The sequence below is a fragment of the Shimia ponticola genome (genome assembly GCF_007995215.1).
In the GTDB taxonomy this organism is placed as follows: Bacteria; Pseudomonadota; Alphaproteobacteria; order Rhodobacterales; family Rhodobacteraceae; genus Shimia_B; species Shimia_B ponticola.
The window spans coordinates 621,717-635,970 of the sequence record NZ_VCDK01000003.1 but is presented as its reverse complement, the minus strand read 5'-3'; the positions used below and the strand labels follow the sequence as shown (position 1 = coordinate 635,970).

11 protein-coding genes are annotated in these 14,254 nt (G+C 57.5%); 5 read left to right on the top strand and 6 right to left on the bottom strand.

Going from position 1 to position 14,254, the window contains the following annotated elements; genetic code table 11:
- Positions 1-33: 33 nt before the first annotated feature.
- Genes FE702_RS06440 through FE702_RS06430 form a run of 3 tightly spaced genes read right to left on the bottom strand, consistent with a single transcriptional unit; the run spans position 34 to position 3,195 of the window.
- Positions 34-894, bottom strand: a complete 861-nt coding sequence (locus tag FE702_RS06440; RefSeq protein WP_147125432.1) for a sulfotransferase domain-containing protein — start codon at positions 892-894, stop codon at positions 34-36.
- Positions 891-1,856, bottom strand: coding sequence for a glycosyltransferase family 2 protein (locus FE702_RS06435; protein ID WP_255449604.1), 966 nt, complete (start codon positions 1,854-1,856; stop codon positions 891-893). The genes FE702_RS06440 and FE702_RS06435 overlap by 4 nt, the downstream gene beginning before the upstream one ends.
- Before the next feature lie 52 nt (positions 1,857-1,908).
- Positions 1,909-3,195 (bottom strand): glycosyltransferase family 2 protein, encoded by a 1,287-nt coding sequence (locus tag FE702_RS06430; protein ID WP_147125430.1) that lies wholly within the window; start codon positions 3,193-3,195, stop codon positions 1,909-1,911.
- A gap of 284 nt (positions 3,196-3,479) precedes the next feature.
- Here FE702_RS06430 and FE702_RS06425 point away from each other — a divergent pair, with 284 nt between their 5' ends.
- From FE702_RS06425 to FE702_RS06415, 3 genes are all read left to right on the top strand, one after another.
- Positions 3,480-4,079, top strand: coding sequence for a superoxide dismutase (locus tag FE702_RS06425; RefSeq protein ID WP_147125429.1), 600 nt, complete (start codon positions 3,480-3,482; stop codon positions 4,077-4,079).
- Between the two features lie 114 nt (positions 4,080-4,193).
- Positions 4,194-4,412: a hypothetical protein gene (locus tag FE702_RS06420; protein ID WP_147125428.1), complete on the top strand. Its 219-nt coding sequence runs from the start codon at positions 4,194-4,196 to the stop codon at positions 4,410-4,412.
- Entirely contained in the window at positions 4,405-4,857 is a 453-nt protein-coding gene (locus FE702_RS06415) for a host attachment family protein (RefSeq protein ID WP_147125427.1), read from the top strand. Before FE702_RS06420 ends, FE702_RS06415 begins: the two co-directional genes overlap by 8 nt.
- A gap of 52 nt (positions 4,858-4,909) precedes the next feature.
- Here the strand turns inward: FE702_RS06415 and FE702_RS06410 are convergent, their stop codons facing one another.
- Positions 4,910-5,470: an LOG family protein gene (locus FE702_RS06410; RefSeq protein WP_147125426.1), complete on the bottom strand. Its 561-nt coding sequence runs from the start codon at positions 5,468-5,470 to the stop codon at positions 4,910-4,912.
- A 103-nt stretch (positions 5,471-5,573) separates the two neighbouring features.
- On the opposite strand from FE702_RS06410, the gene FE702_RS06405 reads away from it, so the two are divergent.
- Entirely contained in the window at positions 5,574-7,055 is a 1,482-nt protein-coding gene (locus FE702_RS06405) for a LysM peptidoglycan-binding domain-containing protein (RefSeq protein WP_147125425.1), read from the top strand.
- 28 nt (positions 7,056-7,083) lie between these two features.
- The gene (locus tag FE702_RS06400; RefSeq protein WP_255449603.1) at positions 7,084-8,904 is read left to right on the top strand and encodes an ABCB family ABC transporter ATP-binding protein/permease; all 1,821 of its coding nucleotides are present in this window, start codon (positions 7,084-7,086) and stop codon (positions 8,902-8,904) included.
- Between the two features lie 162 nt (positions 8,905-9,066).
- Here FE702_RS06400 and FE702_RS06395 read toward each other — a convergent pair whose 3' ends face one another.
- Both FE702_RS06395 and FE702_RS06390 read right to left on the bottom strand, forming a co-directional pair.
- Positions 9,067-12,894, bottom strand: coding sequence for an efflux RND transporter permease subunit (locus FE702_RS06395; protein ID WP_147125423.1), 3,828 nt, complete (start codon positions 12,892-12,894; stop codon positions 9,067-9,069).
- A 1-nt stretch (position 12,895) separates the two neighbouring features.
- A complete protein-coding gene (locus FE702_RS06390) occupies positions 12,896-14,146 on the bottom strand; it encodes an efflux RND transporter periplasmic adaptor subunit (protein WP_147126145.1) in 1,251 nt (416 codons plus the stop codon).
- Positions 14,147-14,254 lie beyond the last annotated feature (108 nt).

Here is a 14,254-nt window from a genome sequence, read left to right as displayed (position 1 = left end):
GCTCCGGGACCGTTTTGCCCAGGATGGCGGGACTTAACCCGCCATTTTGATGTCATCGGCCGGGATGCAGGCGTCGACCCATTTCAGCGACGTCTCATATTTCAACGCCTTCAGGTCGTTGCCGTACTTGGCCACATAGTCCTCTGCGACTTCGCGCGGCATCTCGTTCACCCAGCGCGACGGCTTACCAGAGGCCACATGAACCGGCGGAACACCACCTCGATCCTCTTTCTTGGCAAACCCTCCGAACAAGGAATGATCCCAGTAGGTTTGAACCGCACGGTCAATGTCCAAACCCTCTGGCGCGATACGGGTCAAAGCCTTGCGGAAGATATCGCAGTCATCATCGTCGATCAGGTCTTCGTAGTTCAGTTCCACGGAATGCGGATGCTTATAGTCCCAGGCCAGCATTTCCTTGATCGTGGCATCATGCTTTTCGCCCATCTCAAACCGCAGCCGCGCCAAATCGTCCGGTAGGCTGTTGAGGTAGTCCTGGTAATTCGCACCGCCCAGATCGTCACGTTTTTCGCGCAGGAATTTCTCGTTCCCCAGGCCAGCGACGCGGTGATAATTCATCCCTGACAAAAGCACATCGCGTGGATCACGGATGATGTGCATGAACCGCGCGTCCGGATGATCCATAAGCTCTTGAGGAAAGCCCGAATGCCAATTCACAAGAATGGCTGGTCCGGTTTCCGGCAACAGCGCCATCTTGCGCGGGCGATAGACTGGAAAGAACGGTATATCCTGATCTGCCGCGATCTTTTTCCACACCTTGCGCATCCAGACCGTGCCGGTTTTGTGGTGGGTGCCGATGCAAATGAACCGACCCGGTGTCATCTTTTTCGCTGCGTGGCGAGGACGGGTTGTTCCCGGAGCTTTAGTCGCGGTCATGCGGCGACCTCCTTTTTCTGGGGTTTGGCGGCAGCAAGAAATTCAACAACGTCTTCGGACGATTTTTCCCGATCAATGGTGCGCCGCGCGCTGTCAATCGAGGCACGGTAAAGGGCTGCAAGGTCGGCATCCTCTAGCAATGCATCGATGCGACTGCGCAGGCCATCGGTCGGTATCGTTGTGTCGACATTGGTGTTGATGTCGTATTTTTCCCAATACTCCATCGATATGCGCGATTTGTTCTTGGAGTTAGCAGTGCCACGCAGCCGCTTGAGCAAGAAATCCTCACGACTCTTGATGGCATAGTGGTTGATCTGCGCATGAGCATAGCCAACCGTCGCCGGACCAGAGCGCCAGCCCTTGGCGTAGTAGCGATCGCCCGTATCTTGGCCTGATCCGTTGACCCATTTCACGCTTCCTGCTTCTGGCATCGGCTGATGCTTGAAGAAGCGCGGACGATGGACGCCAAGGTAATCGAACAGCTTCTGCTTAAAGAGCGTCTTGAAGCCCCAGAACAGGCCGCGTTCCGGTTTGTATTCGGTCGAACCCTTGGTGAAGCGCTGGGTGACAAGCGTTTCCGGAGAAAACTCGGCTTCGCCGTCCGAGCCAAAGGTTTTCCAGTTGATCGAAATCGCATCTGCACCGTCGCAGGCCGACAAGAGTGCATCGAGCGATTGATCCCCGGTTTTCACACACAGGAATTCGTCCGCGTCGATCACGAGCGCCCATTCTGCATTGGCATATTCGGGGTGATGGCGGATCTTGATATAGGCGGACCGCTGCGGGTCCATGTTTGGACCTTGCGGGTTGTCGATGTGAATGATGTGGCCCATCGCGTCCAACCTGTTCAGCATCAGGTTGGTCCCGTCGGTGCAGTCGTTGGAGCAGATGATAAAACCGTCAAACCCGATGGCCTGATGGTACGCGATCCATTCCAGAAGGTAGGGACCCTCATTTTTCATCGTGCAGCAAATGATGCGACGCCAGGGTTTGGGGGTAGGGGAGGTCATCGTCCTAACCCGCCTTCAACTTGTCGACATCGACGTCATGCTTGTTGGCCTCGGCCTTCTTGGCCTCTGTCTCAGAACGCGTGTTGGACACATCCACAGTTTGATCCGATCCGCTGGCCTCAAGCGCCTTGGCCATGGCCTCGCGCCGGTCGGCTTTGCGGGCCAGTTTTGAGGACGCGACAACCTTGGCAATTTCCTTATTTGGAATGCCAGCGGCCTGCATTTCCTTGATCTTTTCCTGCCATGCCTTGGGCAGGTGGTGGGTAAAGAGAACCTCGTTGAGGTTATCAACGGTGTGCTTACCTGCTTCGCGCAGTTCAGCGACCCATTCGTCATATTCACCGGTTTCGCGCAGGACCTTCACGCGGCCCGCCTGATACTCAAGCGCCTTTTCTTCAAGCGCGCGCAGCTTGTCGTCTTTGCGCAACTCGGCCATCGCAGCCTTCGTGCGTTCGGCCATGTTGTGGACGTTCAACTCGGGCTGTTCGTTGCGGTCAAAGATCGCGAAATACTCACCGTTATACTTTCCGACTTTGTTGTTCACGTTGCCGCGGATACGGCGGAGCAGATAGGCCTCGTAGGATTTCACGGCGTAGTGGTTCAGTTCGACCAAGTCGCGGCCAATCGTGGGGCGTGTTGAGCGCCAGCCGGACAGGTTGAACTCCTTGGGCATTTCCTTGCCCGAGCCGTTCACCCATTTGCGGTCCAGCATGGTTGCGATGGCCTCTGGGTTGCTGTCGCCACCTTTGACCTTGGGTCGGTGGATGCCGAATTTAATGTCTTTTGCCGGGCGGAACATCGTCTTGACGCCCCAACCTTTGCGGAACGCCGGCGGCGCGGACATCGTGTAGCTTTCGGTTACCAGTCCCGGGTTCCAATCCAGCACATCGTTTGAACCAAAGAATAGCCACGTCATCGCGATGGCCCATGTATCCTCGGGGATTTCTTTCATGAGCGCGTGCATAGTGTTGTCGCCGCACTTGATGGACACGAATTCATCCGCGTCCATGATCATGATCCATTCGCTGTCCTGAATCTCGGGGTTCTTGAACCCCAGTTTCAGCGCGTTTGGCTGCGGCTTGCCGCCCTCTGGCACGTTGTTCTCAAAATGCTGGCAGTACCCCATTTCCTGCAAACGGATCAGCATCTCATCGGTGCCGTCGTTGCAGTTGTTGGTGTAGACGCAGATATTGTCGAAGCCGATCATGTGGTGATACGCGACCCACTCGATGAGGTTGTGACCCTCATCCTTCATCATCGAAAACAACGTGTACTTATGCTTGGGGGCCATACTGCCTCTCACTAGCGTCGGCGTCTAAAAACGATCCGCGCGATACTGCCTCTTGCTGATGCCGATCCGGTCACCGCTCTCACTTGCCTGGGTTTGTCGCATGTTGATGAACGTCAGGTGTCCGGTCGCGATCTACCCTGCCGCTATTTGTTGCGGCTTTGATGCCAATGATACCGATTTGGTGGGAATTGTCGAGAATCTATGGATCGTGGCTTCTGCCCTTGACGTTCTTTCGTCGCCATCAACATAAGCCTAGTATAACTTTTTGACGACAGGAGCCGCCCATGGCCTTCGAACTGCCCGATCTCCCTTATGCCCACGACGCGCTGGCTGACAAAGGGATGTCGAAAGAAACGCTCGAATATCACCACGATCTTCACCACAACGCCTACGTCACCAACGGCAATAAAGCGATTGAAGGCACCGAATGGGCCGACAAGTCGATGGAAGAGATCATCAAAGGCACCTACGACGCGAACGCTGTCGCCCAGAATGGTATCTTCAACAACATCAGCCAGCTTTGGAACCACAATCAATTCTGGGAAATGATGGGGCCAGGCGAAAGCAAGATGCCAGGCGAGTTGGAAAAGGCGCTGGTCGAAAACTTTGGTTCGGTCGACGAATTCAAATCGCAGTTCTCGGCTGCCGGTGCTGGTCAGTTCGGTTCTGGCTGGGCGTGGCTGGTCAAGAACGCTGACGGCTCGCTGGCTGTGACCAAAACCGAAAACGGTGTGAACCCACTGTGCTTTGACCAAACGGCACTGCTCGGCTGCGACGTGTGGGAGCATTCGTACTACATCGATTTCCGCAACGTGCGTCCAAAGTATCTGACGAACTTCCTCGACAACTTGGTGAACTGGGAAAACGTCGCTTCGCGTATGTAAGCGCAACGACATCAAACGATTGAAAGGGCTGCCCCAATGGGCGGCCCTTTTCCTTTTTCGGAACCCTCTGGCGGGGTTCGGGTTTTCCTTTTGCAAAGTAAAAAGGAGTTCCCAATGGTAGAGCGCCACCGAAGCAAAGACGGCACACGCGAAACCGATGACTTTATCGGCGACGATGCGACACCCGGTCAGCAGGGCCGCAGCGATGGCAATCTGGCCCGGCAGGTCGGCACCAAGGCTGCGCTGCGCCGCGTGGAAAAGGGTGAAGACGAGACCACCCGCGTCACAAAATCCGACAAGATTGCAGAAGGGGAGGACACGCAGCATGACTGATCTTGCACAAGGCACATGGGTTGTGGTTGCCGACGGTGAGAAGGCTTTGTTTCTCTTCAACAAAACCGACGGGCAAGACCCTTATCTTGAGGTGTTCCGCGAAGAAGAGCAGGACAATCCGAAGGACATCGACCAGTCCGCGAACCGTCCGGGCCGCATGCCCGATAACGGGCAAGGGCAAAGATCTGCCTTGGACGACACGGATTGGCATGAACTGGCCAAGGACCGCTTCGCCTCTGAACTGTCCGACATCCTGTACAAACAGGCACACAAAGGCCGCTTCGAAAAACTGGTGATTGCCGCCGCGCCTGCGACGCTCGGCGAATTGCGCAAGCAGCTTCATCAAGAAGTCTCAGACAAGTTGATCGGTGAGATTCCAAAGGTTCTCACGAACCACCCCGTCGATGAGATTGAAGACATCGTCAAAGAAGAATTGGCAGCATAACACGCTGGCCAGCCTGCGGTGGACCTTCTAGGTCGCCGCAGGCCTTCGTTGCTTATTGGGTGGCTTTTTGGTCCAGCATTGCAATGGCGTCGCGGCTGCTGTCGGCAACTGAGAATAGGGACATAACACTTTCGCCCGCAAACCCATGATCGACAGTGTGCTTGATGAGGTCGATCAACGGGTTCCAATAGCCACCGACATTCACCAGCACGATTGGTTTGTTGTGCAAACCAATCTGCGCCCAGGTCAAAACTTCGAAAAACTCGTCCAGCGACCCCGCTCCGCCGGGCAGCACAACAATGGCGTCGGCATTCATGAACATGACCTTTTTGCGTTCATGCATCGTTTCTGTCACGACGTATGAATCCAGATCGTACTTGCCAATCTCGCGCTCGACCAAGTGTTGGGGAATGACCCCAAAGGTTTGCGCGCCCGCGTCCTGAGCGGCCTTCGCCACCGTGCCCATGAGGCCAACATCGCCCGCGCCATAGACAAGCCGCCACCCTTGGCCACCCATAGCGGACCCAAAGTCCTTTGCGGCCTGTTCACACTCAGGGTCGCGTCCACTGCGTGAGCCACAAAAAACACAGACGGAAAAAGGTATTTGGGCCATGGGGGACTCACGATTGGGAAGCTTTGACCCTGCTTAGCGGACCCGCTAGGGTCGCCGCAACGATTGGGGCACGGGAATAAAAGCCCCGGCAAAGGGGAATTGCATGGCAAAACTTGCGCTTGGCGCTGGCACGACCGTCGCGGGGGCGGCAACGACTGTGGTCGCTGTCGTCGGAGGTGTGGCTTGGTTTGCAGTTCAGGAACCCAATGATTCCCCGGCAACGCCTGAGGTCATTGAAGCCGCGCAACCTGCGCCCATAGCGGAACCGGCCGAGACCGAAGCGGTAGCTGAAAGCACCGCAGAAGAAGAAACGGTTCTGCCAAACCCAACCTTTGATGTGGTGCAGGTGGAAAACGATGGTCAGACGCTTGTCGCCGGTGTGGCTGAACCAGGAGAAGCGGTCGACATCCTGATCGACGACGTGGTGGCTGGGACCGCGACAACCGATGGCACGGGGCGCTTTGTTGCATTTCTGTCTGTGGAGCCTTCTGACGACGCGCGTATCATGGAACTACGCGCCGGGAGAGGCGATGCCGCACGCCGGTCGGACCAGACAATCGTGATCTCGCCCTTTGCTGCGCCCGCCGACACGCAGGTGGCGGCACTTCCAGAGGCACCGGTCGTCGATGAGCCTTCGGTTCAACCAGAGACCGAGGTCGCTGAGGCGGAAGTTGTTGCGTCTGAAGAAGAAAGCCCAGAACCCGAGGCAGTGGCCGACCTGGCGCCAGCGCCTGAGGCGCCGCAACCCGAGCCAAACGTCCTGGAGACAGCTGAAGCTGAGCCTGTAGAAGACGCAGAGCCATCGGTCGATGGCGAACAGACTGTTGTGGAAGTGGCTGAAGCACCTGCTGCAAACGTGGATGCGCCGCAAGTGCCTAAGGCGGACCCCGTGGAAGAGGCTGAGGTCGCTGAAGCGCCTGTAGAAGACCCTGAAGCTGTTGAAGAAGTTGTTGAAGCCGCCACAGAAGAGGCCGAAGTGCCTGTGATTGTTGCAGAAGCCGCACCTGAACCAGAACCGGAAGTGGCGTCTGAACAAGAGGCAGCACCCGCTGCGCCATCCGTTCTATTGGCGGATAGCGAGGGCGTTCAAGTCCTGCAATCGTCGCAACCTTTGATCAGTGTCGCGTTGGATAGCATCACCTATGATCAAGCTGGCGAAGTGAGCCTTGGGGGCCGCAGCACAAGCGAAGGATTCGTGCGGGTCTATCTTGACGATCAGCCTGTGACCGTGTCGCGGATCAAACCCGACGGGCGTTGGCGCACTGATTTGCCTTCGGTTGATACGGGCGTCTACCAACTCCGCGTGGACGAACTCGATACCGATGGAAATGTCCTGTCGCGCATCGAAACGCCTTTCAAACGCGAAGAACCCGAACTCGTCGCAGAACTTCAGGCCGAGCAACTGGACACCGGCATTGTCACGCAGGATGTTTTGACCGTGCAGCCGGGGGCCACGCTTTGGGCAATCGCGCGCGAGCGCTATGGCGAAGGCACCTTATTTGTGAAAGTGTTCGAAGCTAACCGGGATCGCATTCGCGACCCTGACCTGATCTATCCCGGACAGGTCTTTGATTTGCCCAACTAAACTGCTGCCAAGGGGTGCGTTCTAAATCGTGAAATCGCTTGGCGACAATCCAGAGTCCGAAAACCATCAGGCCGAAATCAGGGTCATAGCCAAGGTCGCACCTTACCTTTGGCCAAAAGGACAGACATGGGTGAAACAGCGCGTGGTGATCGCTGTTGGCGCGCTTCTGCTGGCCAAGGTCATCGCCGTCGCCACCCCGTATTTCTACAAACTGGCTGTGGACACGCTGGCAGGCGAAGCCCCCGATGGGCCATCGTTATTCGTGATGGGCGCGGTCGGTTTGACCATCGCCTATGGCATGACCCGCTTTCTCAACATCCTGTTTCAACAATTGCGGGATGTCGTCTTTGCCAAGGTCGCACAGCGCGCGCTTCGAGTGATCGGTGTCGAAACCTTTGAACATATCCATAGGCTTTCGCTGCGCTATCACATCAGTCGCAAAACCGGCGGTCTTAGCCGGGTGATGGAGCGCGGAGTAAAGGGAGTGTCCTTCCTTCTCCGGTTTCTGCTCTTTTCTATCGGTCCGCTGATCCTTGAACTTGCATTGATCTCAGCGGCTTTGGTCGTGTTCTTTGACTGGCGCTATCTCGTCGTTATCGTCATCGCGATCATTGCCTATGTCTGGTTCACGACGGTCGTCACCGAGTGGCGCGTGAAAATCCGCAAGGAAATGAACGCACAGGACACCGACGCCAATCAAAAGGCCATCGACAGTCTGCTCAACTTTGAGACGGTCAAATACTTTGGCGCGGCGGGCCGCGAAGCGCGGCGCTATGACAGCGCCATGGAGGGGTATGAAGACGCAGCACTGCGCACGTCATATTCCTTGGGCTTCATTAATCTGGGACAGGCGCTGATAATCAACGGGGCATTGGTTGTCGTGATGGTGATGGCCGCCCGCGACGTCGCAGCGGGGACGCAAAGCGTGGGCGATTTCGTCATGGTCAACGCCTACATGATGCAGATCATGATGCCGCTGAACATGCTGGGCTTTGTGTACCGCGAAATCCGTCAGAGCCTTGTGGATATGGCGATGATGTTCTCGCTTCTGGAGGAAACCCCAGAGGTGCAAGATAAACCCGATGCCCCCGATTTGGATGTGACCGGCGGGCAGATCGAATTGGATGACGTTGTCTTTTCCTACGACACCGCCCGGCCCATTCTGAAAGGCATCGACCTTTGTGTCCGACCCGGCGAAACCGTCGCAATCGTGGGGCCATCCGGTTCTGGGAAGTCGACCATCGGGCGTTTGCTGTTCCGGTTCTATGACGTGTCTGACGGCGCCTTCCGCATCGACGGTCAGGATCTACGCGACGTGACCCAAGACAGCCTTCACGCCGCCATCGGCGTGGTTCCGCAGGACACGGTGCTGTTCAACGACACCATCTACTACAACATTGCCTACGGGCGCGAAGGCGCAACCCGGTCCGAGGTAGAGGCAGCGGCAAAGGCTGCTCAAATCCACGATTTCATCATGAGCCTGCCAGAGGCCTATGACACGACCGTCGGTGAAAGGGGTCTTAAACTCTCAGGCGGTGAAAAACAGCGCGTGGGTATTGCGCGCACCCTTCTCAAGAACCCGCCAATTCTGCTGCTCGATGAGGCGACAAGCGCACTCGACACGGAAACCGAGCGGGACATTCAGGATGCTTTGGCCCGCGCCTCCGAAGGGCGCACGGTGCTGACCATAGCGCACCGTTTGTCGACCGTTATCGACGCGGACCGGATCGTGGTGCTTGAGGCTGGCGTGATCGTCGAAGAGGGCACGCATGACGAATTGCTGCGGCGTGATGGACGCTATGCTCAGCTATGGCATCTGCAGCTTCATGATGAAGAGGCCGCCGCCTAGGCTCTCGTCTGCATGATGCAATGGCGTTTGCGCGTGTTAAGGTCGCCTATACACCCGTATTCGCGTTCTCCACGACCTTGAGAGGTGGCCGTCTCAAGCCGGAAAAAATCACGCCTATTTGGACCAAAGGAAAAGGCCCGGTCGTGAACCGGGCCTTTCCAATTATTCTGCGGGTGTCGCCGCTGGTGGCGGCGTGTCTTCCCAGATGATCTCTGGATTCTTCACCCTGCGGGCTTCGCGCTTCAGGGCGAAATCACGCGCAATGCGACTGGTCCGGCGTGATCCCATGCGACCGAGAAAGTTTGCGAACCAGATCACATAGGTCGTGGCCCAAACGCGCAGGGCGAGCATCGACGGCGTAAAGACCAGCGTCAGCATGGTCGCCACGCCCAGTCCCCAAACCACGGCAGTGGCCAACTGGATCCACCACAGAGATGTCGGGCTTTCGATGGTGTAACCACCCCCGATGAAATCGAGCGAGAGACCAAACATCATCGGCGCCAGCCCCGCCATCGTCGTGATCGTCGTCAACAGAACAGGACGAATACGGGCCTCGGCGGTGCGCACGATGGCTTCGATCCTTGGCATGTAGCGGCTGTATTCCTGGAAGGTGTCGATCAAAACGATGTTGTTGTTCACGACAATCCCCGCAAGCGCGACGATGCCTGTCCCGGTCATGATGATCGAAAACGGCTGGTTCATAACCAGCATCCCAATCAGGACCCCGGTCGTCGACAAGACCACGGCCAGCAAGACCAGCGTCGCATTGTAGAAGCTATTGAACTGCGCCAGCAGAATGATGAACATCAGGCCGAGGGCCCCGGCGAAGGCATTCTGCAGGAACGCGCCCGACTCTTCTTGGTCTTCCTGATCGCCGGTCCACTCGAATTCTATGCCAACGGGCAGCGGGTTCGTGGCAAGCCACTCGTTCAGGGTTTCGATACGTTCATTGGCTGTGACCGGGATCGCACCGACGCCAAAGTCATCAGGCAGGTTCGAAAGCCCCTCGGCGAAATCACGTGTGAACTGTTCGCGACTTGGCATGTCATTCAGCGCAGAGGGCAGGGTCTCTTCCACGTCTGCGATCAAGGTGTCATAGACCCGGTTCAGATCGGCGGGTTGCGAAGACGTCCCTTCAGAGATCAACCGATAGGTCTCACCCCGAAGCGTAAATTCCCCTGCTGGATCGGGCGTGCCGTATCCAAGAACAACACCATCCAGCGCGGTGAATTTGACCAGGTTTGGCGCTACGTCGGCCTTGAGATCATAGTAGCGTTTTTGATCGACGCGGTTGATCTGACCCAAGCGCGGGACAGGCTCGCGGCTGATAAAGTTCGACAGTGGAACCAACCCCTGTGGCGTGCGGACCTTCAAGGTGTCTAGCGTCGAAAGAACACGCGCATCTTCTGGAAAGCGGACGCGGATTTCGATTTCTTCGTCGGAACTGTCGACGCGCATCGTGTCCAAGAGGATGCCGCGCGTCACAAGCTGCACCATACCGCCCACGGTTGCCACGTCGGCGCCGTAACGGCCTGCCTGTTCCACATCCACGTCGATCTGCCAATCGATGCCGGGTAGGGGCAGGTTGTCTTCGATGTCGATCAATCCTGCGGTGGATTCAAACTTTGTCCGGGCCACCGACACGGCTTCTTCGATGACCGACAGACTGTCGCCCTTCATGCGCAAATGAACGGGTTTGCCGCTGGCCGGACCCATGGCGAGGTTCAGGATTTCGACCTGAATGCCCGGGATCATGCGCAGTTCGGTTTCCAATTCGTTCAAAACGCGGTCGCCATCAAACCGTGGGTCAACCTGAGCGGTCTCGAATGGCACAACACCCAACAGTCGGGTGATCTCTGTGTCCACGGGACGGTTTTCCCAAGGGATCAATTCGATCTGAGCCTGACCAATCGTGTCCAATGGCCCTGAGGCACCGCCTGTGTTCGAGTTCAGGCCGCCTGCGCCCGCAAAGGAGAAGGTCGAGTCCACCGCCGGATGGGCAACAATGACCTCTTCTGCCTGACGCAGCAGACGATCCTTTTCTTCAAGCGACAGGTTCCCGCGTGCCCGCACGTAGACGATGGCTTGCTCGGGTTCAGTCGCCACAAAGAATTCGACACCGTTATTGTTCTCGCCAAAGTAGGAGAACACGTTGATGACGATCATCACGACGCCGACCAAGACCACAATCGGCATGATCGGATTGCCCGCGATGAACTTGATGAACATCCCGAACCCGGTCCGGCGGTGGCCCGAATAGACGCGCCTTTCCCGACGACGGATTTCTGCGGCGCCCATGACGATAGACGTCAGGATGCAGCCCAGAACGAATAGGACCGCTCCGGCAAGATAGCCGGTGGCACCTGCATCCGGACCCATCAGGTAGGATGGGTTGATGGTCTGCATCGCGCCGATGAACATCACCATGATGGCCGGTGGCACCAAAAGCACGCGGATCACCCACGGCAGGGCACGGCGCAATGCTTCGGAAATGTTCACAATGGTGCGGCTGACACGTCCTGTCACGCCGCCCAGAACCGGCAGATAAACCAGCGCGACGACCAAAGACGCGGACAAAACAAAGATCAATGTGACAGGCAACATCCCCATGAACTCACCTGGCACGCCCGGCCAGAACAACATGGGCAGAAATGCACAAAGGGTTGTCGCCGTGGACGACACGATGGGCCAGAACATGCGTTTTGCGGCGTCGGTATAGGCCTCCATCGGGCCGGCCCCTTCGCGGATACGCTTGTCGGCGTATTCGACAACAACAATGGCCCCATCCACCAACATACCAACCGCAAGGATCAGGCCGAACATCACGATGTTAGAAATCGTGATCCCCATGACGGCGAGGAAGGCAAAGCAGAGCAGGAACGACGTCGGGATCGCAAAACCCACAAGCAGGGCAGGGCGGGTGCCAAGCGCAGCGAGCACCACGATCATCACAAGCGCGATGGCTGTCAGCACCGAGCCTTCAAGCTGGCTGACCATGGACGCCACAACGCGGCTTTGGTCGTTGGAAATCGTCACATCAACGCTGTCGCGCAACTCTTGCGGCCACGTTTCCTGTACAGATTCGACCAAGGTGCGGACCTCGGCGGAGGTGTCGATCAGGTTAAAGCCTTTACGTTTGACGACCTGAAGCGCGACCGTGTTGACAGTATCAAACCGGGCGGTGCCTTCGCGGTCCTGAAACGTCAGGCGTATGTCGGCAATATCACCGAGCGTGACGACCCGGTCGCCATTCGTTTTGACCGGCAGATCGAAGACGTCTGTAGGCTCATCAAAGGAGGATGGAATTTTGACGGCAAAAGAAGACGTGTCGGTATCCACCGCACCAGCCGGGATCAGCTGGTTGTTGTTGACTACGACGTTGATCAATTCGCCCGCGGTGACGTTGTAGGCCTCAAGCTTGAGCGGGTCGATGATCACCTCAAGCATCTCGTCGCGGTGGCCCGCAAGCGACGCCTCAAGCACGGCATCCATGCTTTCAATCCGGTCCTGCAGGTCCTTGGCGACACGCAAAAGCGTGCGCTCCGGCACGGCCCCGGACAGGGATACAATCAGGATTGGGAATTCGGAAAAGTTGATCTCTTCGATGGTGTAGGCATCGCCACCGCTTGGGAAATTCGCTTCGGCCTTTTGCATCGCGTCGCGCACATCAGCGAGCGTTTGAGATTTGTCCCACCCGAATTCGAATTCGAGCACGATATTGGCGTAGCCGTCCACGGCGGTGGAGCTCATGCTTTCAAGCCCGTCGAGCGAGGCAAGCTCTGCCTCCATCGGCTTGACCAGTAGTTTTTCACTGTCTTCAGCGGAAATGCCTTGGAATGGCATCGACACGACGACAGCCGGGATATCGATATCCGGTTCGCCTTCTTTGGGCAGCGACACATAGGCAAACCCGCCGACCACAAGGGACAGCAGGATGAATGCCATGACCATACGGGCGCGTGATGCGGCCCAATCGACGATACCCGTCATGTTATTGCGCCTCCTCAAGCGTCACATCGACGGGAACGCCGTCCGTGACGTATTCCTGACCCACGGTGATGACGCGCGCGGTCTCGGGCAGGCCGCTGACCAAGACGCCATCGGGCGTATCGCGCAGCAATGTGACAGGCACAAATTGTGCCAAATCATCTGTATCGGCGATCCGAACGCCCAGATTGCCCCCATCATCCAGCGTCAATGCAGACCCCGGCAGCTTATGTGCCTTGGTGCCTTCGGCGGCGATCAGGATTTCGACCGTCTGACCATCGCGGATCGACAGATCATCGTTTTGGACCTCGACCTCGACGCGGAAAGTGCGGGTGGTTTCATCTGCCGAGCGGGACAGGAAAGTCACTTCGCCCTGAACCTGACGGCCAGAAACCAATTGTGCGCCGGCGCGTGCGCCGACTTCGACCCGGTCGACATCGATCTCGGGGATGAACCCAACCAGCTTGATTGGATCAAGCTGGATGATCGTGGCACAAAGAGCGCCTGTTTGCAGAAGCGCACCCAATTCGGCTGTGTCGCTTTCCAAGAGACCACCGAACGGCGCGTGCATTTCCAGACGCTCGATTTCCTTTTCGGCAGCAGCCACAGACGCAGCCGCGCTTTCGATCCCGGCTTGCGTTGAGCTTAGCCCGGATTGCGCGGATTGCAGCGCTGCACGTGCGGATTGCACCGTGGCCTTGGTCGACGCCACGCGGGTTTCCGAAGCAAAACCACCTTCGGACAAGCGGGATGCCGCGTTGTCATTGATCAGGGCTTCTTCCAGCCGGGCTTGCGCTTCGATCACGCGCGCCTCGCTTTCAGGAACGCGGGCACGGGCCTCGGATAGGCGCGCGCGGGCTTCGGCCAATGAAGCAGAGCGCGTGCCAGGGTCGAGTTCGCACAACAATTGGTCTTGCGAGACGATCGCGCCGCGCCGAAGCGGCTCGGACGTGACGAGGCCGGTTGTCTCGGCGCGCACGTCCACCTGCCGCGCGGCTTCTGTCCGGCCACGGACCTTGACTGCGTTGTCGATATCCTGAGCGGTCGAATTCACGGCGACGACGCGGACACGCGGGGTATCCGAAATCTCAGTTGCTTCGGTGGCGACTTCATCCGCGCCGGGTTCTGCCGTCGGCTCGGCCATCGCCGCCTCAGCGGGGCTGGAGCCCAGATTGCGGAGCGTCTCACGCTCGAAAACCAGCATGTAGAGAAATCCACAAACCAGAACGGCGGTCAGGATCGGAAGGAGGCGCATGACCGGGAAACCTTTTGTCATAAATTCTTCTGCGGAGCAGCTGCCCTGTGAAAAGGGCGCACTAAACCGATGAGTTCAGAATAGGGCGTACACCAAAGCGCTTCAAGG

What these genes read in the sequence shown, in the direction of transcription:
- FE702_RS06430 (WP_147125430.1), bottom strand. Translation starts at nt 3,195, where the DNA reads ATGGCCCCCAAGCATAAGTACACGTTGTTTTCGATGATGAAGGATGAG.
- FE702_RS06390 (WP_147126145.1), bottom strand. Translation starts at nt 14,146, where the DNA reads ATGCGCCTCCTTCCGATCCTGACCGCCGTTCTGGTTTGTGGATTTCTC.
- FE702_RS06405 (WP_147125425.1), top strand. Translation starts at nt 5,574, where the DNA reads ATGGCAAAACTTGCGCTTGGCGCTGGCACGACCGTCGCGGGGGCGGCA.
- FE702_RS06435 (WP_255449604.1), bottom strand. Translation starts at nt 1,856, where the DNA reads ATGAAAAATGAGGGTCCCTACCTTCTGGAATGGATCGCGTACCATCAG.
- FE702_RS06395 (WP_147125423.1), bottom strand. Translation starts at nt 12,894, where the DNA reads ATGACGGGTATCGTCGATTGGGCCGCATCACGCGCCCGTATGGTCATG.
- FE702_RS06420 (WP_147125428.1), top strand. Translation starts at nt 4,194, where the DNA reads ATGGTAGAGCGCCACCGAAGCAAAGACGGCACACGCGAAACCGATGAC.
- FE702_RS06425 (WP_147125429.1), top strand. Translation starts at nt 3,480, where the DNA reads ATGGCCTTCGAACTGCCCGATCTCCCTTATGCCCACGACGCGCTGGCT.
- FE702_RS06410 (WP_147125426.1), bottom strand. Translation starts at nt 5,470, where the DNA reads ATGGCCCAAATACCTTTTTCCGTCTGTGTTTTTTGTGGCTCACGCAGT.
- FE702_RS06440 (WP_147125432.1), bottom strand. Translation starts at nt 894, where the DNA reads ATGACCGCGACTAAAGCTCCGGGAACAACCCGTCCTCGCCACGCAGCG.
- FE702_RS06415 (WP_147125427.1), top strand. Translation starts at nt 4,405, where the DNA reads ATGACTGATCTTGCACAAGGCACATGGGTTGTGGTTGCCGACGGTGAG.